This window comes from Candidatus Photobacterium acropomis, assembly GCF_030685555.1.
Taxonomy (GTDB): domain Bacteria; phylum Pseudomonadota; class Gammaproteobacteria; order Enterobacterales; family Vibrionaceae; genus Photobacterium; species Photobacterium lucens.
The window spans coordinates 1,846,325-1,870,007 of record NZ_CP131609.1; the positions used below are offsets into that span (position 1 = coordinate 1,846,325).

The 23,683-nt window shown below is 39.8% G+C and carries 19 protein-coding genes; 9 read left to right on the plus strand and 10 right to left on the minus strand.

The window, feature by feature from the left end; genetic code table 11:
• Window positions 1–94 precede the first annotated feature (94 nt).
• Window positions 95–3,187 carry an efflux RND transporter permease subunit gene (locus Q7657_RS15530; protein WP_107165161.1) on the minus strand — a complete coding sequence of 1,031 codons (3,093 nt, stop codon included), beginning with the start codon at window positions 3,185–3,187 and terminating at the stop codon, window positions 95–97.
• A gap of 2 nt (window positions 3,188–3,189) precedes the next feature.
• Window positions 3,190–4,341 carry an efflux RND transporter periplasmic adaptor subunit gene (locus tag Q7657_RS15535; protein ID WP_107165162.1) on the minus strand — a complete coding sequence of 384 codons (1,152 nt, stop codon included), beginning with the start codon at window positions 4,339–4,341 and terminating at the stop codon, window positions 3,190–3,192.
• A gap of 155 nt (window positions 4,342–4,496) precedes the next feature.
• On the opposite strand from Q7657_RS15535, the gene Q7657_RS15540 reads away from it, so the two are divergent.
• The 4 genes from Q7657_RS15540 (at window position 4,497) to Q7657_RS15555 (ending at window position 7,041) form a co-directional block, all read left to right on the plus strand.
• Window positions 4,497–5,084 (plus strand): TetR/AcrR family transcriptional regulator, encoded by a 588-nt coding sequence (locus Q7657_RS15540; RefSeq protein WP_258178212.1) that lies wholly within the window; start codon window positions 4,497–4,499, stop codon window positions 5,082–5,084.
• A 44-nt stretch (window positions 5,085–5,128) separates the two neighbouring features.
• Window positions 5,129–5,731 (plus strand): HAD family hydrolase, encoded by a 603-nt coding sequence (locus Q7657_RS15545; RefSeq protein ID WP_107165164.1) that lies wholly within the window; start codon window positions 5,129–5,131, stop codon window positions 5,729–5,731.
• Window positions 5,732–5,785: 54 nt separating this feature from the next.
• Window positions 5,786–6,253, plus strand: a complete 468-nt coding sequence (locus Q7657_RS15550) for a hypothetical protein (RefSeq protein ID WP_107165165.1) — start codon at window positions 5,786–5,788, stop codon at window positions 6,251–6,253.
• 92 nt (window positions 6,254–6,345) lie between these two features.
• Window positions 6,346–7,041, plus strand: a complete 696-nt coding sequence (locus Q7657_RS15555) for a hypothetical protein (RefSeq protein ID WP_107165166.1) — start codon at window positions 6,346–6,348, stop codon at window positions 7,039–7,041.
• A gap of 70 nt (window positions 7,042–7,111) precedes the next feature.
• Here the strand turns inward: Q7657_RS15555 and Q7657_RS15560 are convergent, their stop codons facing one another.
• Both Q7657_RS15560 and Q7657_RS15565 read right to left on the minus strand, forming a co-directional pair.
• The gene (locus Q7657_RS15560) at window positions 7,112–9,052 is read right to left on the minus strand and encodes an FUSC family protein (RefSeq protein ID WP_107165167.1); all 1,941 of its coding nucleotides are present in this window, start codon (window positions 9,050–9,052) and stop codon (window positions 7,112–7,114) included.
• A gap of 219 nt (window positions 9,053–9,271) precedes the next feature.
• Window positions 9,272–9,637, minus strand: a complete 366-nt coding sequence (locus tag Q7657_RS15565) for a hypothetical protein (protein ID WP_107165168.1) — start codon at window positions 9,635–9,637, stop codon at window positions 9,272–9,274.
• 292 nt (window positions 9,638–9,929) lie between these two features.
• On the opposite strand from Q7657_RS15565, the gene Q7657_RS15570 reads away from it, so the two are divergent.
• Window positions 9,930–10,211 carry a hypothetical protein gene (locus Q7657_RS15570; protein WP_008986902.1) on the plus strand — a complete coding sequence of 94 codons (282 nt, stop codon included), beginning with the start codon at window positions 9,930–9,932 and terminating at the stop codon, window positions 10,209–10,211.
• A 107-nt stretch (window positions 10,212–10,318) separates the two neighbouring features.
• Window positions 10,319–10,900, plus strand: coding sequence for a glutathione peroxidase (locus tag Q7657_RS15575; protein ID WP_107165169.1), 582 nt, complete (start codon window positions 10,319–10,321; stop codon window positions 10,898–10,900).
• Between the two features lie 60 nt (window positions 10,901–10,960).
• Here the strand turns inward: Q7657_RS15575 and Q7657_RS15580 are convergent, their stop codons facing one another.
• Together Q7657_RS15580 and Q7657_RS15585 are read right to left on the minus strand one after the other, a co-directional pair.
• A complete protein-coding gene (locus Q7657_RS15580) occupies window positions 10,961–12,463 on the minus strand; it encodes an alanine/glycine:cation symporter family protein (RefSeq protein WP_053988168.1) in 1,503 nt (500 codons plus the stop codon).
• Window positions 12,464–13,045: 582 nt separating this feature from the next.
• A complete protein-coding gene (locus Q7657_RS15585; RefSeq protein WP_107165170.1) occupies window positions 13,046–14,059 on the minus strand; it encodes a ribonuclease T2 family protein in 1,014 nt (337 codons plus the stop codon).
• A gap of 552 nt (window positions 14,060–14,611) precedes the next feature.
• On the opposite strand from Q7657_RS15585, the gene Q7657_RS15590 reads away from it, so the two are divergent.
• From Q7657_RS15590 to Q7657_RS15600, 3 genes are all read left to right on the plus strand, one after another.
• Window positions 14,612–14,917 (plus strand): hypothetical protein, encoded by a 306-nt coding sequence (locus Q7657_RS15590; protein WP_053988166.1) that lies wholly within the window; start codon window positions 14,612–14,614, stop codon window positions 14,915–14,917.
• 704 nt (window positions 14,918–15,621) lie between these two features.
• Window positions 15,622–16,497 (plus strand): ABC transporter ATP-binding protein, encoded by an 876-nt coding sequence (locus Q7657_RS15595; RefSeq protein WP_107165171.1) that lies wholly within the window; start codon window positions 15,622–15,624, stop codon window positions 16,495–16,497.
• Entirely contained in the window at window positions 16,494–17,333 is an 840-nt protein-coding gene (locus tag Q7657_RS15600; RefSeq protein ID WP_107165172.1) for an ABC transporter, read from the plus strand. Before Q7657_RS15595 ends, Q7657_RS15600 begins: the two co-directional genes overlap by 4 nt.
• A 124-nt stretch (window positions 17,334–17,457) precedes the next feature.
• On the opposite strand, the gene Q7657_RS15605 is transcribed toward Q7657_RS15600, so the two are convergent.
• From Q7657_RS15605 to Q7657_RS15620, 4 genes are all read right to left on the minus strand, one after another.
• A complete protein-coding gene (locus Q7657_RS15605) occupies window positions 17,458–17,661 on the minus strand; it encodes a hypothetical protein (protein ID WP_008986909.1) in 204 nt (67 codons plus the stop codon).
• A gap of 314 nt (window positions 17,662–17,975) precedes the next feature.
• A complete protein-coding gene (locus Q7657_RS15610; RefSeq protein ID WP_107165173.1) occupies window positions 17,976–20,828 on the minus strand; it encodes an Hsp70 family protein in 2,853 nt (950 codons plus the stop codon).
• A gap of 150 nt (window positions 20,829–20,978) precedes the next feature.
• Window positions 20,979–22,814, minus strand: a complete 1,836-nt coding sequence (locus tag Q7657_RS15615) for an Hsp70 family protein (RefSeq protein WP_107165174.1) — start codon at window positions 22,812–22,814, stop codon at window positions 20,979–20,981.
• Window positions 22,814–23,482 (minus strand): DUF2760 domain-containing protein, encoded by a 669-nt coding sequence (locus Q7657_RS15620; RefSeq protein WP_053988647.1) that lies wholly within the window; start codon window positions 23,480–23,482, stop codon window positions 22,814–22,816. Before Q7657_RS15620 ends, Q7657_RS15615 begins: the two co-directional genes overlap by 1 nt.
• Window positions 23,483–23,683: the final 201 nt, after the last annotated feature.

A 23,683-nucleotide genomic window follows, 5' to 3' on the forward strand; every position in this document is an offset into this window, starting at 1 on the left:
GCGTGTTAAGGCTTGGTTAGCTTATTTAAAATGGCACAAAATATTTAAGCCCAATGGTGTACCGATTAAAAGGGGAACACTATTGGGCTTTGATTTAGGCTGTTTGTAATTGGCTACTGTTAAGCGCTTTACGTTTCATTAGTAAAGTAAAGGCTGCAGGCACAAAGTAGAAAGAAAGCAGGGTAGTTAATACCGTACCGCCAGCGATGGTGACAGCAAACGGTGGCCAAAAACCACCACCTTCTAACATCAGTGGAATAAAGCCGCCCACAGTGGTAATGGTGGTTGAGGTAATATGCCGTGTACAACTCATTACCGCAGTGTGAATGGCATTGTGATCTCCATTAAGCGCATTGGGATCGGCTTTTAGTTCTGACAAGATCACTATGGCGGCATTGATAGCCAAGCCGATCAAACCTAATAACCCTATGATCACGGTAAAGCCGAAAGGATAGTTAAATAACCAGACCGATAATAAACCTAACCCTGATGCCATAAAGCCCACAGTGAAGATGATCAAACTGAGTCTAAATGAGTTAAAGGAAATCACGACCACCATGATCATTAAAGTAAACACCATGGATAAGTTAGCAATTAAGTTACCGACTGATTTATTACGCTCAGCTGATTCACCACCAATTTCAACCGAATAACCGGCAGGTAATGTGGCTACGTACTTATCTAGCTTGGTTTTAAATTGGTTCAATGCTGTTTGTGGTAATACACCTGCTTTTAAATAACCTTCGATCACATTGATCCTTTGTCCATTGCGGTGGGGGATCGCACCTCGAGTCGGTGATAGTGATAATGATGCAAGCGAGGAAATCGGTATCCCTGAAAATTGCTCATTATTATTGTTATTCATCACTGGAATATGCAGGTTTGCTAAGTGGGTCATATTCTCACGAGCGTTGTTATCAACACGCACTCGGATTGGAATGGCTTCAGTACCTTCGATGATATTGCCATTAGTGATCCCAATTAACGAAGCTTGCAATAAATTGGCAATATCTGTGAGTTGTAAGCCGCTTAGTTGGCTAGCTTGCTCGTTAACATCAACACGTACTTTCGGTAAGCCAGAAAGCAGTGTTTCTCGAGTATGGGTAACGTTAGGCGTACTTGCCATCAGTAAGCGAATATCTTCCCCAATGGTTTTTAATTTATCAAGATTATTGCCGTATAAACGTACTTCTAATGGCGCATTAAAAGGGGGACCTTGTTCTAGTTTTCGTACTAAGATCTGTGCCTCTGGAATGTCTTGATCCAATTGTTGCTGAAGTTTTGGGATTAATTTATTAGCAACTTTAAAATCTTTTGCTTTGATCATGGCATGCGCAAAGTTAGGTGTGCCTTGCTGGCTTGCTACCATGTTGTAGTAAAACGACGGGAAGTTAGTCCCAATAAGCCAATTAACGTTCTCGATATCTGTATGTTCAGCCAGCAGTTTATCAATCTTTTGCGTTGTTTGTTTTGTCGCTTCAATACTGGCTTGAGGTGGCAAAAATACTTGAATCTCAAACATGTCACGATCTGAAGGAGGGAAGAATTGCTCGGTAAGTTGAGAAGCACTCCACATGCCGATAAATGGCAAAATCGACATGATCCCCAATGTGAGTAAAGGACGCTTAATGGCTACTTGTACTGTTCGCCCAAATTGCTTTGCTAACCACGGTAGCGTTAATCCTGTTTGATACCATGCATGACTGTTACTTTGCTTGGGTAACCAGTGGGCAGCAAATCCTGCGACTAAGGTATGGGCGATAATGTATGAGCCGATCAGTGAGAATGAAACGGTAAGCGCAATAGCACCAACAAACTCACCAGCAGGGCCGGGCATGAGGAAAATAGGCGCAAAGGCAAGAACGGTTGTTAGTGTTGAGCCTAATAATGGGATCCAAAGATGATGGATAGCTTTTAATGCCGCTTCTAAACGCTCCATCCCTTTTTGACGATAATGCTGAATGGTATCGACCATGACAATGGCATTATCTACCATGATCCCTAGTGCCACGATTAAGCCGGTTACTGACATTTGGTTCATCGGTAAGCCAGTAAAATGCATTAAGGTTAAGGTAAATAAACAGGTTAATGGCAAAGACAGCGCAACAATAATCGCTGAACGTACCCCTAAGGTAATGAATAGAACAGCAAGTATTAATGCAAAGCCAAGTAATAGGTTAGATGCTAGACCGGACAAACGTGTTTGGGTGTAGCCTTGCTGTTCAAAGATATGATTGAGTTTAATATTACTCGGTAATTCGTGTTCAAATTGAGTCAGAAATTGATTAACACGCTCCGTCCATTGATCGACACGTAAATGAGGCTGCATACGTGCTGCTACAATCACTGCGGGCTTACCATCAATAACGGCTATTTCAGCGGCAGGATTGGTTTGCTGTCTGCTGATGGTAGCAATATTTTCTAAACGAACAAGATGACCATTACTATCAATCGTAATGGGTACTTGACGAATCCGATCAAGTGAATCGAGAGAATCAGCAATTTCAAGGCTAAACCGATTTTGACCGTTGACTAGTTCACCTGCGGCATTTTTGGCATCTGCACCTTGAATGGCTGAGGAAATAGAAATGGCTGACCCGCCTAACGCACTGACAGCAACAGGATCAATTTTCACAACCACTTCTTCTTCTGGCAGCCCATATTCATCAACAAATTCAGTGCCATTTAATGTGCGTAGTCTATTTGCTAGCTCAATAGCGTAGCGACGAAGTGTTAATAGATCGGTGGTTGAGTTTCCTCGCCAAGTTAAAGCGGTGATCACAGTAAAAGCATAGGAATGATCGCTGTCTAAATTAGGAACAGAGGCGCCTTTCGGCAATTGTGGCGTGACATCTGAGAGCTTATCTCTAGCATCAGACCAAACTGGCTCAGAATCGGTAACGCTGTCTTTTAGCTCAATACTTACCAGTGATACACCGGGGCGTGAGACAGAAGTAATGTTGTTAATTTCATCGAGCTCTCGAAGTTTGTTTTCAATTTTCTCTGTGACTAAAGCTTCAACACGTTCTGCTGTTGCACCAGGGTAGTGGGTAATGATTGAGGCATTACGGTTATTAATGATCGGATCTTCAGCACGAGGCAGGGTCGATAGCGCTGATAAGCCACTAACAATCAACAATGCAACTGCTAAAACCAATAAACGGGTATTAGAAAGAATACGTTTCATGCTTACACCCCGTTATCGTTAGCATCAGTCGGCTTAGTCGCCGTTTTCTGCTTTGGGATGATTTGTGGCTTTATGGTAACGATTTGCCCCGGTACTAAGCGGTGTAATCCGTTAGCAATGATGTGTTCGCCATCTTGAATTGCACCTTGAATAAAGGCTTTATCATTAGCGGCATAAAGTAATTGTACTGAGCGACGTTCAACCTCAGGGCCTGCACCACTTTCAGTAACAGCAAAGATATTCCATGTACCTCGAATACCATCAGTTAATGCTGATAAAGGTACCCAAAAGCCAGATTGTGATTGGGTATCATCGTAATTAAGGTAGGCAAGCTCACCATTGATCACTTTGGCATCTGCAGGAAGTGAAAAACGGAAACTGATCGTACGGTTATTTAAACCAACGGTTGCACCTGGATTTAATAAGTTGACCGGATAAGCATGTTTACCAATACGCACCGTCCAGTTTTTTTGAGCCAATACGCCTGAGACTTTATCAATTGGGATCCCGATATGAACTTCTTTATTATTATTAGCCAATAAGGTAACGGTCGGGTTTCCTGCGTTAACAACATCACCATGAGAAACATGACGAGCACTGATCACACCGTTATAGGGAGCAATAATGGTCGATTTTGCTAATCGTAATTGGTTGGCTGCAAGGGTGGCGGAAAGTTGGCGAATACTCGCTTGTAGCTCTTTACGTTGGCTGGTGAGGTTATCAATGTCTGAAGCGGCACTAAAGCCTTTCGCTTTCAGCGATTTCTGACGTTTAAGATTGGCATTCACTAATTCTAATTGTGCCGTGATTTGCGCTTGCTGCGCACGTAATTGATCGGCCTCGGTTGCTAGCAATTGGGTATCTAGCGTTAATAGTGGATCGCCTTTTTTAACCGTATCGCCCGTATCAACGTAAATAGTGTCAATTTTACCGTTAAGTTCAAAGCCTAGCTTAGCTTGCTGTCCTGCTTGAACAAAGCCAACATATTCACGCTCAATGGCAAAATTATCTTGCTGCTTGAGTTGATGCGTATTGACGCTAAGTATCTGTTGAGACTCCGTATCTACGCTTTTTTCTGATGCATCACATCCACTGATAACGGCTGTGCTAACGATCACATATAACGCTAAAGAAGGTTTGGTTATCCATTGCATTGCTAGCTATCCTAATATTAAACTAGACTCTGTAGTCCATATGATTAAAAAGTATACCAACTAAACTGGACTGTCTAGTTTGATTTAGCGTTTTTCATAAAATATTTAGCAATAAACTGCTTGCAGGTGATCGAGTGTTAACACCAAGAAGTCAAATGAAAAGGCAACAAATTTTAGATGCTGCCACTAAGTTGTTTATCCAGCATGGTTACGCCATAACGATGGATAGCATTGCGGTAGAAGCAAATGTGTCAAAGCAAACGGTATATGCCCATTTCAAAACCAAAGATGAGCTGTTTGATACCTGTATTCGTGCTAAATGCATGGAAAGCCAGTGCGAACATATCTTGCTCAATGATGATCGCGATACACGTACGGTATTGTGTGGGTTTGCGAAACGTTTCCAAGAGATCCTACTTTCAGAAGAAGCGATCGTGACATACAGAACGGCTATACGTCAGTTAGATACACATCCGGATCTGGCGAAAGTGTTTGTTTCTGCAGGGCCTCAAACCACAATTACGATGTTGGCGGAGTATTTAGCGGCGAAACAAGCGCAAGGTGAAATTGCATTTTCTATTTCAGCGAAAGATGCTGCAATGCAATTATTATTAATGCTACATGGTCGTATCGTCTTTTTAGCTCAATTAGGTCAACCTTGTGATATGACGAGCCAAGAAAATGAAGCTTATCTTGAAAGCTGTGTAGACTTGTTCCTTAATGGCTATAGAGTCAAAAAGTGAAATCGTAACGCAGCATAATGCAAAGAAGAGAGGGAGCTAGTTAGATGGATTTAAGTCAGTACAAAGCGGTTATCTTTGATATGGATGGCACGCTGGTGGATTCAATGCCAGCACATATTGATGCTTGGCAAACAACTTGTGAAGCCCACGGTATTCCTGTTGATCGTGATTGGTTCTATACCATGGGCGGTTCTCCAACGCTCAATACTGCCAAAGCCTTGATCGAGAAATACCAGCTTGATGCGGATCCTGTGTATTTAGCTGAATCTAAATTGCGCAACTTTGATGATATTAAGCAAAAAGGTGAAGTCATTACTGGAACCTTTGAGATTTTAAAACAAGCAAAAGCATTGGGTATGCCATCGGCAATAGGTACAGGTTGTCAACGTCGACATGCATTAGAGATCTTAACTGCGGCAGGTTTAATGCCATTACTTGATGAAATTGTGACTGCCAATGAAGTTATCCAACACAAACCATTTCCTGAAACATTTTTACAAGCTGCTGAAAAGTTAGGGGTTGCAGCCAAAGATTGTGTGGTATTTGAAGATACTGAGTTAGGTTGCCAAGCAGCTAAGGCGGCTGGAATGGATTGTTATTTAGTGGCAGATGGTGAAATTACAGCATTTCGTCCGGCAAATATTTAGTGTTATCTCAATATCAGTTATCCTTGCGCACCGTTTAGCTGAATTCCAACGATTATGACCGATAAAAAATCTCACTCTCCGCGTGCGCATCACCAACCTCATCCAAATAAAGGTCAGCCTTATACTATTTCTGAAACGCGCTTTTGGTGCCAGCGTTTGGCGAAAACCACAATTCGAGCTTTACACATCTTAGGTGTTGCCGTATCGAGTGCGGGGTTTATTTTTGCGGTAGAAAAGTCACTGTGGATCAATTGGTGGATTTTAGCCATGATGAGTGGTATCACCATGATGTCATTGGAAATTTATCGTTCAAAGCTTTGGTTGATCCAACTTAAAGGCGTACTTACGTTTGTGAAGTTATTGATGTTGCTGTCAATTGTTTGGTTACCTGCACAACAGGCACATATTTATATAGCAGTGATTATCCTTTCTGTTTTTATTGCTCATGGTCCGGCAGGGCTTCGCCATTATTCTATTTGGCACCGTAAACGTATTGACGAGAAAAAGTCTTTAAATGGTTAATTACTTGGTAGCTATTAGACAACCGTAAAAGCAAGGATACAAAATAGCGATTACACTAAGAGTGGTAACACGGTTATAGATAAGGATGAATGATGGATAAACGCCAAATTGTATTTTTGTCTATTGTACTGACTGTTATCGCTCTGGTTGCTTTTGCGCTTTATGAAGAAAAAATCAAGCCAAAGCAGGCAACACTAGATCAATTAGTTACCGAATATATTCTTGCTAAAGGTGAAACGCTTCCTCAAACCACAGAAAATGAACCTGCTTATTTATCAGGACGGGCGGATCTAGATAACAATGGAAAACAAGAAACCTTTATTTTGATGCAAATGGATAAATATTGCGATAAACAACAGTGCAATGCATATCTATTTGATGATAAAGATAAAATTATCGCTAAGTGGAAAAATATTCAACGTCCAGTCTTACTTGGTAACGATATAACAGACGGCTGGAAAAATATTATTCTCACCACAAATGATCAAATGCACATCATTAAGCATAATAAAACGCAATATAACCAAGATGTGAGCAAAGCGCCGATATATGATGATAAAGATCAGGCGTTTGAAGCGGTAGGGCTTGCCATAGATAGCGACTATTATCAGAAAGATGGCACGAATTTAGAACTCGATTACTCTCAGCCTATATTTGATTGTGAAACTTGCTATTTATTTAGCTATGAAAAATTTAATGATGACGCCAGCCAACTTTATTATTTATCGGTCGATGTAGCAACGAAACGAGTTCGCACAGTGGAAGCTAGCACGATTAGCGATAAGTAATACTAGTGACAAATCACGATTTGAAAAACAAAAGGGCGAGGTGTTTATAGTAAACACCTCGCCCTTATTGTTATTTTAATGCAAAGGCTTGCTGGTGGAATAGCCAACCTTCTAACTGTTTTATATCGTTTTCAATTAATGAGCAGAGCATGTCTGTTGGGTGCTCGTAGTCATCTTGTTCTAAATCTGGCTTTAATAGTTGTCCATAGCGGTGCGGAAAGTGCTTAACAATCCATGACAGTTGCTTAATCCACTTCTGGCTAAATTGGCTATCTTCTTGTGAATAAATCCCTAACTTTGTTGCCAATAATAATGAGTCATTTAAACGCCGTAAGATGATAAGCAAACTGCGCCAATCCTGTGATGTACGAGGGCTTAAATTAGGCTCTTTCAATAGGTTAAAGATTTCATTTTTTAAGGTGTAGTAATTATCTTGCACCTTATACAAATTCAGTTTTTGCTCAAAAAGCGGCTTATCTAGCACTGTCACATACAAGATCTGAGATCGCATCATGCGTGTAATGTATTGATCAAGCCATCGCATAGTCCAACTTGGGGCAATGAAATAGTTAATAGAAAACGCAATCGTGACACCAAAGAGGGTATCGATAATACGATAGAAAGTGATTAGCGTGTTATCAGGTGACAGTAAACTAATCGCAAACACAATCATCGATGTTAACCAGAATACATGTATGTCGTAACGCTCTTTATGGTAAGTCGTAAAGGCGAAAAACACCGAAATACTGGTGAGTATGATCAAGTGCTGATGAGGGACGAAATACAAGCATACAAAGCTATATAATCCGCCTAGCGCAGTACCATAAAAGCGATGCCACATACGGTGATTTGTCACACCCATTGAAGAGGTCAGTAACACAATAAAAGCGGTGAGTGAAATCCAGTAGCCTTGTGGGATGTTATAGAAAATCGTTAAAAATTGCGTGATTGCCAAGGTGAGCGCAATTTTTCCCCCATGACGCCATTCTTTCGATTTTACATTCAATGCACGTTTGAAATTGCGTAAAAACGATTTGGTATCAGAGGTAAACAAGTAAATGTTTTTACTGTAATCCAATGATGAAAAGTTAGAAAAATTATAACAACGCTTTAATTGCTCCAACAAATCAACAATATACTGGTTGTTTTTACGTTCGTTAACATCAAAAACCGCAGTGATCTGTTGCTGATGTTTTAATTCGAAAGCGGCTTGTTCGATCCAAGCAAATAGGCGAATACGGGTTGTTTCATGCAAACTGAAACTTAAGATACGTTCTAGGCTAATAACATATTCTGCCACTTCTAATGAGCGTTGTAATTCCATACGTACTTGCTCGGTACGTTTGGCTGAAGTAATAGAATTGCTGTAATAAGCGACTTTATGAGCGCATTGATAAAAATGTTGTCTTTTCTCTTCAAGTAGCGATTCGTCGTCCGTTAAGCGTAATGTATCTAGCCAATCAGCCAGTGATGTTGTCACGGATTGAATATGGCATTGCAATATACGGCCTTTGAAGAATGGCCATAACATCAAAGATGTGAACATAACGCTAAGTGCTGCAAATAAGTTCGCAAATAGAATGATCAGAAAAGGGTTATCGGCACTGGCGAAGTGGATCGACATGATGTAGGTGAAACCGAAGTTATAACCAAATAAGCGAATGTGTGGTCGTTGATTAGACATTAAGCCATAGACGATCGCTATCGAGCACAACGTTACTGAGCTTAGCCAAATATTGTCATAGACGCTGTAGGCTAAATAGGTCGAGCCAGCAGTGAAAATGGTTGATAAAGACAGAATTTGTAGGCGTTTTAAGTAAGGCAGATCACGCCCTTGTACGCCTAATAACCATGCGGTGATCAGCCCTGAGATACCCGCAGCAGTGAAGCCGAAAAAGTAAAATAGTCCAAGCGATAACACCATAGGAATGGTGATACGAATAGAGTCGGGGATATCTGCCGCGTTAGAAAACCAACGAGACCAAATTAAGCGAAGAGAATACTTTTTCATTATTTGATAGCAAGAACGCGAGCAAAGCAGATACAAGTAAGAATAGTGGGTAATGTATTTGCTGTAGGGATATTAATGCTGCGTAATGTATGCCTATCAACCACAACTGACAAGTATATTTGTATTATAAATAGAATTTATTATTTCTTAACGATGATTTGTCAAAGATATAAGCAAAGAAAGGTTATACAGCTCAAGAAGTGAGCTGTATAAAAAGAATTAAGCTGATTGCAGAAGAAGTTGACCAAGATAATTCATGGTGAAAGCGGCATCTTGTGCTGCTGTATTGACTTTTTGGATGTATTTATCTGCACGCTCAGGATCATCTTTTAGGCTTAGCTTGATTTTATTTACCATTTGCTCAGCCATTTCAGTTTTCTGCTTACAGTCGTTAAACAGAGCTGAAATGAAAGAAATCTCAATTTCTCCGCCTTTTGCGAATAACTCAGCTGCAATGTTGTAAACAGTGTGGAATTTGTTTGCAGCGTCTTTTTTGCCGTCTTGAACTTCGGTTGCCCATTCGGTTGCCCATGTTTTAAAAATGGCGGCAATCTGCGGGTTAGCGGTGATTTTGATTTGTTGCATTTTTCAGTTCCTAGCGTTATTCGATGAAGCATAGTAATTCAGCTTAATGGTGGATTAAAGCCTTTCTTAAAGAAAACAAATAGCCGAAGTTAATTACGCTGTTATTTGTGGTTTTCTTAATCGTTTTTATGGTTGATAAGCCAAATATAATAGATTTAGTTCACATTGTTGATTTGAAGTTGCACTTTATTGTCGTTTGTATTGCGAAAAAGCTTGCCTGCGACACTGTAACGTTTTAGCTTGGTTATAGCCGATAATATTATGTTAACTGGCTGATGCTAAGGAGGAACTTATGATTAAAGTGAACTTCGATTTAGCGAAAACTGCATACGATAAAGTACTGAAATATCCTTATGGAGGTGAATTAGAACAACATGAATATTTAGCACTAAGGGTTTTCCGCTGGGATCTCGCCCGTGCTGGTATGCAAATCGATCGTGCCTTTGATTTACGATTAAAGAGGTGTGGCTATCGGAATATAGCAACACAACCTGCTAAAGCGCATCGACCTCTTCCTGCCTGCGTTATTGAGAAGATGAGTGATGCTTGGAAATTTCAAAACGGTTATATGTAATGTTTAACTCCCATCAATAGTGGCTAAAGAAATGAACTTTCTTTAGCCCTTTTTCGTATTGTCAGTAAGGTATTTATCAATATATTACTGAAAATAAGGGAAACATTATGCCTGTCTCTTTTTATCTGCCGTTCGGTGTTCGCCACGTTTTTCTCTTTCATTTTCTCCTTTTAATGTTAGCTATCCCATTGGTAGCGAAAGCGAATACTTGCCCCAGTATTTATCAACACTCAATGAAGCAACTCGACAGTACTGAGAACTTTGATTTTTGTCAGCAGCTTAATAACAAAGTGGTACTGTTTGTGAATACTGCCAGTCAATGTGGGTTCACACCACAATTCAAGCAGCTTGAAATGCTATACCAAGAATATAAAAATCAAGGCTTGATGGTAGTAGGGTTTCCTTCAAATGACTTTATGCAAGATCGAGGGACCGAAAAGCAAATAGCCAAAGTGTGTTATAGCAATTATGGTGTCACCTTTCCCATGATGGAAAAATCGAAAGTATTGGGCAAGAATGCTAACCCGATCTATAAAACATTAGCGATTCAATCAGGTAAATCTGTAGGCTGGAATTTTCAAAAGTATCTGGTGAATAAAAAAGGAGAGGTAGTTGCAGTGTTTCCTTCAAATATGTCGCCGATAGCGAATGACATCACATCAGTCATTGTTGCTGAACTAAATCAGTAGTCATGATAATAAAAAAGCCAGCAGGATTAACCCATGCTGGCTTTGTTCGTGTGTTGCTAGTTATTTAGCGAAGCTATTACCGTTTTCACGGCGTGCTTTAGCAATTGTTTCTGGGTGCCATGCACCTTCTAGATCTTCTAATTCAGGGAACTTAGAACGATCAAACTCAGGTGTCTTACCTTGTTTTAGCTGGTGTTCGTAGTCTTTGATGACACGAATAGCCAATTTAGATAGGAAGATTAACGCAATGATGTTCACCAGTGCCATTAAGCCCATAGAAGCATCTGCAAGATTCCAAACAACAGGTAGTGAAGCGACAGAGCCGAACATGACCATACCTAGTACACACAAACGGAATAGCATCAGACCTTTTTTAGTGTTGCCATTTAGGAACATGATGTTTGTTTCAGCGTATGAGTAGTTAGCAATGATTGACGAGAAACAGAACAACAGAATCGCTGCTGCAATGAAGTAAGTCGTCCAGTTACCTAGCTCGTGTGACAGTGCTGTTTGAAGCAGGCTAATACCTTGACCTGAGTTAGGCATATCCATTACACCAGATAGCATGATCATCGCAGCAGACGCAGTACAGATAACAATGGTATCAACAAACACACCTAGCATTTGTACAAAACCTTGTGATGCAGGGTGGTTAGGGTTTGGTGTTGCACTTGCTGCTACGTTAGCTGCTGAACCCATACCCGCTTCGTTTGAGAATAAACCACGAGCGATACCAGTTTGCATTGCTTGAGAGATAGTAAATGCCACACCGCCTGCTGCCGCTTCCTGCCAGCCGAAAGCACTTTTCACAATAAGCGATAGTACAGCTGGAAGCTCAGAGATGTTCATGATCACAATTACGATTGCAATAGCAAGGTAACCAAGTGCCATGATTGGCACAATCTTTGTTGATGCAGCAGCAACACGGCGTAGACCACCCATGATGAAGAATGCAGAACAGATTACGATCACAATACCTTGCGTTGTTTCGTTAAAGCCGAAAGAGTGGTGTAGAGCATCAGTAATGGTATTTGCTTGGACAGCATTGAAAACGAAACCGAAAGCAATGATCAAACAAACTGAGAACAGGGTACCCATCCAACGCTTGCCTAAGCCTTTTTCCATGTAGTAAGCAGGGCCGCCACGGTATTGACCATCAACGTCTTTTACTTTGTAAACTTGCGCAAGGGTTGATTCAATAAAGGCTGTAGCCATACCAAATAGTGCAATTGCCCACATCCAGAAAATCGCACCCGGGCCACCAACACTTAATGCAACTGCGATACCTGCCATGTTACCTGTACCCACACGTGCAGCCATTGAAGTACAGAAAACTTGGTATGAGCTGATGCCGTTTTCTAAATCACGACCACTCTTTAATACATCAATCGCATGGCGGAATTGACGGATCTGGATGAAACCTAAACGGAGTGAGAAATAAATACCTACACCAACGAGTAAGTAAACCAGAACGTGTCCCCATAGTACGCCGTTAACTGAACCTATGATTGCTAACAAACTATCATTGATAGTTGTGAGCAAATTTTCATTCGTAGAATTCATAATTTTTCCTGTCAATAAAACTTAATCATCAATAATCAAGTGAAATAGGAAGATTCATTTGTAGTGAAAATTCCAAGTTATCGGTTTGTATGATGATATTTTTTATAATTAATATTTGAATGAATATTCTTTAATGAACATATCACAACCATCTAACATCTAACCGACTTAATTGCTTTAAAAGGCGATGCAAGGTAGCACGAATCACTAAAAATCCAAGTGGACTTATATCACAAAAAAAGAATCAATTCTATGTAACGCGTTACATTTTAAACGCTGTAATGTGTTTTTATTCTTTTTTATCAGTAGCTTAAATAATACGGTGTTGCATCATTGATAGCTATCAAATAAACACTGTACATTATCACAATGTAAGAATATTAACGCGGAGTTAACATTTAAACTGGATTATTGTTCTTTTAGATTGATGAGAGATAGGAATTGTTAACGAAGAAAGTAGACCCTTTTAAAGTGTGCGTGAATACTTTTTACATTTTTATGAATGGTGTTTTTAAAAACAAATAAAAAGGGATAAGTATAACTTATCCCTTTATTAATAATGCTTACCTAGCTCGGCAAGTATTATTTACCTGAATCTTCGATATAGATCTTTTTGTGACAGTTACCATAGAAAGGTCGACCTTTTGGACCTGCTTTTAATAAATCAACAATTGGTTTGCTTAGATCGATGTCTTTACCAAGGTTCAGACGTACTTCATTTAAGTATTTACCTTGAGTACATGCAAGGCTAATGCGATCAACAGCATCACTACCAAATTTCGACGTTAATTGTTTCTTAAAACTAGAGACTGAAACGTTACGGCCGATATTGTCTTTAATAAATTGTCCAATAGGTGATGCATCAACCTTTTCAACTAATTTGGTTGCTGTAAGGAAATAATCATCAGCGTTACGTGTTTGGCAAGTGCCGTGTTTTTTCCATTCATATTCACCAAATTTAGTTTGGTAATAAAAATTAGGCATCCAAGGTGCAATTTCTTTAATCGTGCTACGAGATAAATCTAGGCGCGCGTAGCGATCACAGTAGCCATATGAAGTACCGCAGCTCGCTTTGTTTGGCCATAAGCCGTGTAGTGTAAGATTAGTGATTTTTAATTTGCCATCATTAATCGCGTTACATTCAGGTTTAGTGCCTTTGTAACTAAAATGCTCACAAAAACCCGGTTGCCAGGTAAGTGCTAATACATAGGAATCGAAGTCACCTACAGTGCTACAACTTTTACGTGAGTTACTATAGTTGTTGTTTGGTTTCTTTGTTGGTTCAGAAATCGTTTGGTTAAGGTTAACCGTACCACAATCTTTATTTACCCAACGCATCGCAGGCTGAGCATCTGGTACAAGAATATGTACCCAACGGTAATCACGTTCGTTAAGCGCTTTTACTTGATATTGTTTACCGATAATCAGTTTGGTGTCATCTGGATTGGTTTGTTTGCGAAATGATTGGAAGGCTTCGCAACTCTGTGATGCTGTAAAACCACCAGAGGTAGAAATAGATGCATATGAGCTAAAGCTCGATAAAGAGAGAAGTGTACCTAAGCAAAGTGCTGTTAGTGTTTGTTGATAATGGCGCACAGTAATACCTATAACAAGGATGATATGGCGCTAACTATAGTCTATTCCTTTATAAAATTTAATAGCTGTTGTATCTGATAGCGCTGAAAGTGTTTGATTAAGTGGCTGATAATAAGTGAATAAACCATAATTGAAACATTATGATAGCGGTTAAGATAAACTGTGATTAGAGTTGTAAATATGATTCATGAGGCATTAATAATTGCGAATTTTTTGTAAACTCTTCCCGAAATGTGACTCTATTATGTAGATTAGAGAAAAATTTACATGGTTATGTATTCACAATACTAACAACAGAGAGTAATATCTACCAAAGTAATACTCCCTGTTATACTAAGTTGTAAAATTCAATTATAATAAAAGAATCAGACTTTCTTAGTGATTAGTTAATTGTTTTTTACAGTTATCGGCCCCAGCATTCCTTTGGGGACGTTAATTTCATTAAGACTAAATATGTACAAACTAATGAAAACAACTATGTTCATTAGTGATGTTACTAATAGATGATACGGTTTCCTTGCCGTAACTAGTTTTGTGTCCTCGAGGTAATTAATGGATAGTTTCGCAGCAGCAGAAAAAGCGCTGAGTGCAATGTTAAAAAGTGTGGAAGAAACGGGTGTTGTAAAAGAAGCGCGTGTTGACTACAGACAAATATTAATTGATTTTGCTGATGAAGTTCCTGGTCGTCAAAAAGCAGTTATTAAAAGAATTCCACTTCAAAAAATAAACAACCTTATTGCTGTTCTGCATGAATTCAAACAAGAATCTCGCCATACTCGCATGATTGAAATCCTAGCTATGATGGAAAAAGATGGTGTATCTCCATACGATCTTTTAGAAGAAGACGATGTAGAATAAAAGTATATAAAGCAATTTATTGATTTAAAAACATATTTATCATTAACCTCAGAGAATATTCTATAGAATTTGTATTCTATGACGTTATATTGAATTTTATTTTGCATTCTTAATAGATTGCTATTATTACTTCAGAACACTGACGTATACAGAGTAATGTCTGATTAAGCTCTGTATACGATAGTTATTTATCAAAATTTTGTGTTTATGCACAATAGTTACTATTAGTTATTTTTATCATTTAAATGTGGTTTATTTGATTAAATATGATATTTATTCGGTTTTATTTTGAATAGATAGCAATATTATCAATTTGTATTCAAATTTGTTCTTGAAAGCTGAGTAAGTTTTATACCTTCTTCCTCTCTACTCTAATACCCCTGTTAACAGATAATATGCGGTAATTTACTGCTATTTGCTTATCGGGCCTTTCTACTCTAGAAATATTCAAATTAACTGACCGTTTACAGCTTTGTTTTGTCTTACGTTACTTGGAAATAGATAAGCGTTGCGCTTTATTGCTTTCATTGAACTTGACGTTGTAACAAGTATTCTGAACCTTGTAACTTGAAGGCACTTATTATCTGAAATTAGGTTATAAAACAAATCAGTTTTAATAGTTGATAGAAGATAGCTTTTATCGTTACTCTTTGATGGGTAATACATAATCATAATATAAGCAGGCATTGCCAAAGGAAGTATGCGTGAAAAACAATAATGTAGAGATTACATTCATCTCTGCTCAACATATCAGTAAGTCCTACCAAGAGAGTACCGCTTTGACTGATGTTTCGTTTGAACTGAAGTCAGGCCAAGTATTGGGACTGCTGGGACATAATGGGGCAGGTAAATCAACATTGATCAAAGCCATGCTTGGGATGCATTCATATCAAGGTGAATTAAATATTTTTGGCCTTGTACCACAAAAAGATCGAGCAAAAATTGTTGAGCGACTTGGTTATATTTCAGATGTTGCTGTCTTACCTGAATGGATGACAGTGAAACAGGTGATGAAATATGTCCAAGGTGTTCATCCTCGTTATGATCAAAATAAGATGGATCGCTATCTTGCACAAACTAATATTCAGCTGAAATCAAAAATTGCAGCGCTTTCTAAAGGCATGAAAGTTCAGCTTCATCTTGCTTTAGTCATGGCGACTGACGTTAATGTATTAATTTTAGATGAGCCAACATTGGGGCTTGATCTTATGTATCGTGAGACATTCTATCGTTATTTAATGGAATGGTTTCATGATGGAGAGCGTTCGCTAATTATTGCCAGCCATGAAGTAGATGAAATTGCTCATATGCTGACAGATGTATTGGTACTTAAGCAAGGGCGTACTGTATTACAAGGTCGTCTGGATGATCTGTCTCAGCGTTATAATGTGCTATCTGTTGATGATCAACAACTCGACCAAGCAATGCGTTTGAAGCCCATCAGCTGTAAGCAAGGGTTAGGTCAACATCGTTTGCTATTTGAAAATATCTCTGAAGCTGAATTGAGTATGTTAGGAACCGTCACGAAGCCAAGTCTTGCCGATATCTTTATTGCAAAGCAACAACAGGAGGTTTTATGAGCCCGATAAAAACGCTACTTGGCCAGGAATTGCTAGAGCATAAAATCGTTACTCGTTTACCTTTGTTTTTGGTTGTTTTCGCGATAATCAATATCAGCTTGATCATCAGTAATACTGGTAATTTTTCCTTTAATCTTCAAACCTCAGGTTTAGAAAGCTGGACTCCGACACTAGCAGGCAGCGAAACATTTGCAGGTGTTATTGGATTAATAAACTTTCTTATCGCTGGACTAGTGACATTGATCAGCTTTTTTACTTACACAGCAAGAACGTTAGCGAAAGAAAGAAAAGAGGGCAGCCTTGCTTTTTGGCATTCAATGCCTGTAACAGATAACCAAGCGATTGCGATCAAACTGGTGTTTGCTTTGATTGTGATCCCACTGTTCTCATCGTTTTTACTATTGTTTTCAGATCTTACAGTATGGATTGTAGGGCAATGGTTTGTTCCACAGAGCCTTTTGACGGAGTATTCTGTTAATGGAATGGCGATTTTACTGCATTATGGTGAGTTTATTTCTACCATGGCTGCGATGAGTTTAGCGCTATTACCAATAGCTTGTTTGATCTTTTTTATATCACAATTTAATGATCATCCATTAATTACGATTTTTGTGATTATTATTTTAATTAAAATAATGGGAACTTTTGTATTTGACTCAACAGTAATTGGAGATTGGATAAGTCAAGTCAATAATCTGTCAATTAATATCTTGTTGAGTAAAACACCTTGGATGACATTACTTAATATTGGCGTTCCTGCTTTAATCGGACTATTTATTATAACTGTAGGATTTTTCGTATTAACTGTGCGATATCGTTCAGGTAAGTTTGATTAATAGGAAATATAAAAAAGGAGAGTATTAACTCTCCTTTTTATATTGTTCACCCAAGCTAAACCAATGTTGTTTTTTTATCTATGCACTATATGCATGAAGTGGATTAGCTATGTTAACAATAAGATTATGCTGCTGATACAGACTCAATGTATTTCACTTCGTTCTTATATTTACGAACGTTGCGAGATAAAGTGCCTTTTGGAAGTTCAAAACGCTTCTCTGCTTCGTAGCTTGATAAGCCATCAAAAACAACAGCTGCAACTGCAACACGTTGATTTTCTGATTTAAAAATACGTTGTGCAATGATTTGGTATTGAGAATTATTCATAACAACTTCTACTCTCTATTATTTAAATGTTTTATTGATGAGAGAATAAAGGGGCTCTCTCTATCATATTTACTTGTTATAAAAACAAGCAAACTAATGCTGTTAACAAGACAATAGCAATAGAAACCTTAACAGAAGATTAATAGAATAACCTTTAGCTATAAAAAATAGATATTGGTTCCTTATTTCCACAATATTATTAAGCTATTCAAATATAGATACGTATTTTAGTTTGCATAATTTTAATTTGGCGATTTTATATTGCAGAAATGAAAAGAGTGAGTATTACACTCACTCTTTGTCATTATTGATAATTAACCTATTAATCTTAAGCCATTTGGCAATGCGTCACCAAATACACGTTTGGTTTCATCTTCTGTTAATACCTTTATTTCAGAGACCATCTCAACCCAACTTTCGGGTGCTCGACTTGCTTTTAATTTATTAATCACTTCCCGACGTAATTCATCATTAATATCTAAATTACGATCACCTGTTTTACGGGTCATCATTACGGCTGCAAACGCGATGTAAGGCTCTTTTCGCCAATCATATTCCATTAACTCAGGTAAACAGTAAGAAACGTGTTCAGCTGATAACAGGTTGTGGGTAGAACCATAGAAAGGCGTACGTGTAGCAATACGACCAATTGCCCACCAATGTGCTTGCGCGTATTGTGCTTTTTGTAAACGACCAAATAGCCACTCAATTAACTGTAGTTTTTTATCAAATGGTAAGTGTTCGAGTGATGCCGCTAAACGTACCATGTCTTCGTAACTGCGCTCTTGAAGCTCTTTATTTAGCTTAGCGTTTCGGCTTGCCCCTGGGGTAATGTACTTAGCAATATCTTTATAGATAACTAATTGTTGCTCTTGGGTTAAGCCACCAGCGATACGACGCCAGAAAGTCCACCAGTCACACCATGTTTGGGTATTAGATTCAAACTGAATGCCTTGCTGGTACAGTGCCCATATTTCATTCATGCGAAAATCATCGGCAGGGTAGCCAAAGCCCGGACGCATGGTAAAGCCTGTTAATTTTAGCCAGTTACGTTCGTGAAGATCGGAACGACGACGACGTTTTCTACTTTCTAACAATGCATTTGCGAGTTCACGTAAACATGGGGTTTCCCAGTTATCACGTTTACCTAGCATTTTATCTAGATCGTTACGTAGTGTTTTCGCCGCTTTACTGTTGTCGCTATTTTTGCTGCCACCGTAAACTTTCTTGATGGCATCAATGGCATCATTCATTCGAGGTGGAAGTTCGCTTTCAGCAAGGGTACTGTCGTTATCACCACGGTTTATTTTGGCGAGATCTTTTCGGATCGCAAACTCGACTTTCCAGCGTTTTTTTGGATCAGCAATACTGACAGCTTCGATTTGAAGCGTACCAACTTCTGTTAGCTGACAAGCCAATATCACTTCTTCACGATCTTTTTGGTTTGCCGCTAATTCACTGCGATCACGCTCACTATCAAGGGTGGCAATAAATGGTGGCAAGGTAACAAAACCATCACCAATAATTTCAACCAGTTCACCGGCTTCTGAGTATTTTTCATCAGTGGTAGAAACGAGATTAAAACGTACAGGCTCACCCAAGGTTAAAGCAAATTTACGATGAGTTAAGTTAACTTCTGTGCTTTCTTCAATGCCTTTTGGCAGTAAACAAATGCCTTGTTTTACATCTTTGTTTTGACCAATCACAAGGAAGAAAGAGCGAGCTGAACCACCACCGATTTTCAGCTGTGCACCATGACGTGCTTTGGCATAAGCAACAGCACCAAATGCAACAGCGAGATCTGGATGGAGGTTTTTAAGTTCAGTGATGTGGTTATCTTCACGCCATGAAGACAATAGATTTAATGTACGCTCAGTTAATAGTGGGCTGTTAAATACACCACCATTTAGCAATACAGCAACAGGAATCGCAGGCTTTTCGTCATTGATTTCAATGCCATTTTCTTTGAACGCATCACGACAAACATGATCGTGAAGATCAATAAATTGCGCAATGTGCTTACTGATAGCAGGATCAGCTGCATACGGTAGACCAAATTCCACCATCGCTGCTTGGCGTTGGCTTGGTTGCTCGCTGTAATCTGTCATAGGGAAGAAGCCATCTAAAGCGATGCGATGTACTTCTTCACGGTTTAACTCGATGCTTTTAGCACCGCCAATTAAACGAGAACCACTGCCAAGCATAGTGACTTTAGCGGTATCTGGCGCGTTACCGGATAGTAAGCTTTCTTTCACTTTACGTGTTTGCTGAATAAGTTTTGATAATGCAGCTTGGCTAAGTTTTTTCGACTCACCGTTTAAACGCTGCTCAGCAACATGGGCTAATGATAAATCAAGGTTATCACCACCAAGCATGAGGTGATCACCAACACCGATACGATCGAGTGTTAGCTTATTATCTTTACTGCCGACCTTAATTAAGCTCAAATCGGTTGTACCGCCACCGACATCGCACACCATTAACAGCGGAATATCTTTTAATAATTCATCGGCGTTATCTTTGTTCTGTGCGTACCAGTCGTAACAAACCGCTTGTGGCTCTTCGAGGAGTAAGACTTTCTTCAAACCTGCAAGTTCTGCCGCTTGTAGTGTGAGTGCGCGAGCCGCTTCATCAAATGACGCAGGCACTGTGATCACCACTTCTTGATCGGCAAGCTTGGCATCTTTGTGGTGGTAATCCCACGATTGACGTACGTGGTTTAAGTAACTTGCGCTAGCGATAACAGGGGAGATTTTCTTTACATCTGATTTCGAGGCAGTTGAAGACCAAGGCAGAATAGCTTCATTACGATCAACATGGGGATGAGAAAGCCAGCTTTTCGCACTAACGACTTGGCGACCTTCAACTTTAGCGCCTAATTCACGGGCTAATTCACCAATGATCACCGTATCAATTTCACCTTCAACAGGTTCAGCATTCCAAGGTAATACTAATTGAGTTGGATCCATTTCCCCTTGTGCAGGGTGATAACGGAAAGAAGGTAATAGCGGTTTACGTGCCACTTCGCCAGGTGCAATTAACTGATCAATGTTGAAAATGTGCATAGGGCTATTTTCAAGATCGTCTGTAATTTCAGCGTAAGCGACGACAGTGTGTGTTGTCCCTAAGTCGATACCGACTAAATAGCGAGGGGAGGATGAAGGCATGACGACTCCACTAAGTAAAGAAACATTAATACGTGGGAATAAGTGAAAGTCCTACGAGAAGGTAGATTATTTTGCGTTGTTTTAACTGATAAACCCACGGTGTGATTGATAGATAAACGGCGCATCAAAAGATGCGCCGTTAGTTCGATATTAGCTTTCGCGAACGTCGAATTCTACTTGCCATTTCTGACCGTTATCAGTCGAAATCGCTTCTAGGCAAAGTGTGCCTAATTCAGTAACACGTGAAGCTAGCTTAACAGGAACCACTTCACCAATCGTGCGACCTTCCGAAACAGGAAGCGTTACTTGAATTGATGGTAGCTCTTCCATCTCTTCTGGTTGCCACCAATCAAGGTGAGTACCAGCAACATCATCACGACGTACTGTTGAACCAAAGAACTTAAATTGCACTGGCTGACCGATGATCAAACCGAACTCTTGGCTAGGAACGTCAGCGTGAGAGCCTTCTTCCATACCGAACGGTGCAACACATAGTGCTTCTAGTGGTGGTTCCATGCCAGGAATGGCTGGCATCGCACTTTCGATACCTACGTAGTAGCTGCTTGCGATACCACCACGAATACGAACACCTTTACCTTGGCGAACAGAGCCGTAGTAAGACGCACCACTTGCAACGGCGAGATCAAGATCTAAACCTTGCAGTAGTTTCGCAGGCTCTGAGCCACCTGTTGTTAACCAGCTATTGATGATGCCAAGTAGGCGATCAGAAAGCAGGTTAGATTTCAGTACACCACCGTTGAACAGAATAGCGGTAGGGCGGATAAAGCCTTCGTGCATTTGTTCAAATTGCTCAAACAGCTCATCTACTGCTTGGCTTTGACGGCTTAAGAAGCTTGCTACGTGACGAGATACCGCTGCATCTTGTGCGTAAGGTAAGCCCATTTGCGTTAATGCACCACGAGCCGCTTGTACTGGGTGCTCTTCAACTGATGTTTGTGGGAAGAAACCTTCAACAAGGGTTTGTTGTACTTCTTCTTGAGTCAGTTCAGTTTGAAGCGTACCACCAAGTAGTTTAGAACCACGGCTTGGCACTACGATTGGCATTGCTTTTAGCTCAGCATCGTTTAGTAATGCTTCTTTCGCATCACGACATGCGTGAGTAATGGCCAGTACCTGCCAAGGTTGTAGCTGTTTGCCTTCTTGCGCTAGCTTCATCTTCAAACGGTAAGCTAGAGCTAAGTCCATGTTATCACCACCCAATAGGATGTGATCACCAACAGCCACACGGTTTAGGGTTAGGTTACCGTCTTCTTCAGTTACAGCAACTAACGATAAATCCGTTGTACCACCACCGATATCAACCACTAGGATGATGTCGCCAACAGACACTTGGTCACGCCAGCTTTCATCGTTGTTTTTGATCCAGCTATATACTGCTGCTTGTGGCTCTTCAAGTAATGTTAGGTGCTTAAAGCCAACATTGCGTGCCGCTTCTGCAGTTAGATCACGAGCAGCAGGATCGAATGAAGCTGGTACTGTGATGGTGACATCTTGATCGAAGATTGGCGTTTCAGGATGTTGGAAGTTCCAAGCATCTGCCATGTGCTCAAGATATTTTTGTGTCGCTTCTAGTGGTGATACTTTTACCACTTCTTCTGGGCTATTTAATGGTAAGAATGCATCACGACGGTTTACGCCACCGTGACATAGCCAGCTTTTTGCACTAGAGATAAGACGAATAGGTGTTTTACTACCTAGAGAACGTGCCATTGCACCAACAATTGCGTTTGGCTTTGCATTCCAAGGAAGTGCAGTATCACCTTCAGCAAGTTCTGATTCATGTGCTTGGTACATGAATGAAGGAAGTTGGTTTTTCTCTTCCACGCTACCTGGATTAGTTAGCTGTGGAATTGGCATTACCGTAACATCAGCGTTTTCATCTTGTAGATCAACATAAGATAGCACGCAGTGTGTTGTACCTAAGTCGATACCAACGCTGTAACGGTGTTGTTGTGTGTCTTGCATTATAATTCTACCTCAGCGGCTGCGATGATATGTGCATCGTGGCCTTCTGCCAATTTAGGCAATTTAACTTCTGTTACTTTCCAACCACGGTGGATCAAAGTACCGTTAAATGGTGCTTCACCAACCACATTACCTGTTAGGCGTACTTCAGAAGCATTGAAGCCTTGTGGTAGGGTGATACGTGTTTCTTCTTCTTCAGTGCGTACTGGCGCAAAGCTGAAGTATTCGTTTAATACCTTTTGACCGCCTTCGTGAATAACACGAGCTGCCGCACCGATATCGGCATCAGCATAGCCTTTAAGATCTTCTTGCATGAAGTCGATAAAACGTGCTTCTTGTTGTAACAGAGAAAGCAGTTGAAGGGCAGCTTCAGGTGTAGATGTTTTCAGCTTAGGTTCAACTTCAACCTCAACAATCTTCTCTACAACTTTTTCAACTTCGACAATTTTCTCAACTGGTTTCTCGACAATCTTTTCAACGATCTTTTCGACTGGTTTTTCAACTTCGACGATTTTCTCTACTTCGATTTCCTTTTCGATAATCTTTTCAACTTCGACTGGTTTACCTTTTTTCGTTAGGTACATAACCAATAGAATTAGAACTAGAGCGCCTAACCATGCGTGACCCATGTCGATAGTAGTTGGCACAGCCGACAAATCAACGTGCATCTTAGAAAAATCAAAAGCCATATTTGTTTACTCTTAGCGGTTAAAGGTCGATTCGATTAAATAATAAGTGTGAATCAGCTTCAAATAATTAGTCGAATATTATCATAGACGTATTCAAAAGGTGCCAGTAACGGCGTGTTTTTTTGCTTAAATACGAGAACAAATGGTCTCTTAGCCTAATTTGCAAGCAAAATATTAAGT

Excerpts from the sequence above, each read along its gene's own strand:
- Q7657_RS15565 (WP_107165168.1), bottom strand. The coding sequence starts at position 9,637 with ATGCAACAAATCAAAATCACCGCTAACCCGCAGATTGCCGCCATTTTT.
- Q7657_RS15535 (WP_107165162.1), bottom strand. The coding sequence starts at position 4,341 with ATGCAATGGATAACCAAACCTTCTTTAGCGTTATATGTGATCGTTAGC.
- Q7657_RS15575 (WP_107165169.1), top strand. The coding sequence starts at position 10,319 with ATGCCTGTCTCTTTTTATCTGCCGTTCGGTGTTCGCCACGTTTTTCTC.
- Q7657_RS15605 (WP_008986909.1), bottom strand. The coding sequence starts at position 17,661 with ATGAATAATTCTCAATACCAAATCATTGCACAACGTATTTTTAAATCA.
- Q7657_RS15600 (WP_107165172.1), top strand. The coding sequence starts at position 16,494 with ATGAGCCCGATAAAAACGCTACTTGGCCAGGAATTGCTAGAGCATAAA.
- Q7657_RS15560 (WP_107165167.1), bottom strand. The coding sequence starts at position 9,052 with ATGAAAAAGTATTCTCTTCGCTTAATTTGGTCTCGTTGGTTTTCTAAC.
- Q7657_RS15580 (WP_053988168.1), bottom strand. The coding sequence starts at position 12,463 with ATGAATTCTACGAATGAAAATTTGCTCACAACTATCAATGATAGTTTG.
- Q7657_RS15530 (WP_107165161.1), bottom strand. The coding sequence starts at position 3,187 with ATGAAACGTATTCTTTCTAATACCCGTTTATTGGTTTTAGCAGTTGCA.
- Q7657_RS15545 (WP_107165164.1), top strand. The coding sequence starts at position 5,129 with ATGGATTTAAGTCAGTACAAAGCGGTTATCTTTGATATGGATGGCACG.
- Q7657_RS15620 (WP_053988647.1), bottom strand. The coding sequence starts at position 23,482 with ATGCACGTTGATTTGTCGGCTGTGCCAACTACTATCGACATGGGTCAC.
- Q7657_RS15590 (WP_053988166.1), top strand. The coding sequence starts at position 14,612 with ATGGATAGTTTCGCAGCAGCAGAAAAAGCGCTGAGTGCAATGTTAAAA.
- Q7657_RS15610 (WP_107165173.1), bottom strand. The coding sequence starts at position 20,828 with ATGCCTTCATCCTCCCCTCGCTATTTAGTCGGTATCGACTTAGGGACA.
- Q7657_RS15550 (WP_107165165.1), top strand. The coding sequence starts at position 5,786 with ATGACCGATAAAAAATCTCACTCTCCGCGTGCGCATCACCAACCTCAT.
- Q7657_RS15570 (WP_008986902.1), top strand. The coding sequence starts at position 9,930 with ATGATTAAAGTGAACTTCGATTTAGCGAAAACTGCATACGATAAAGTA.
- Q7657_RS15540 (WP_258178212.1), top strand. The coding sequence starts at position 4,497 with ATGAAAAGGCAACAAATTTTAGATGCTGCCACTAAGTTGTTTATCCAG.
- Q7657_RS15615 (WP_107165174.1), bottom strand. The coding sequence starts at position 22,814 with ATGCAAGACACACAACAACACCGTTACAGCGTTGGTATCGACTTAGGT.
- Q7657_RS15555 (WP_107165166.1), top strand. The coding sequence starts at position 6,346 with ATGGATAAACGCCAAATTGTATTTTTGTCTATTGTACTGACTGTTATC.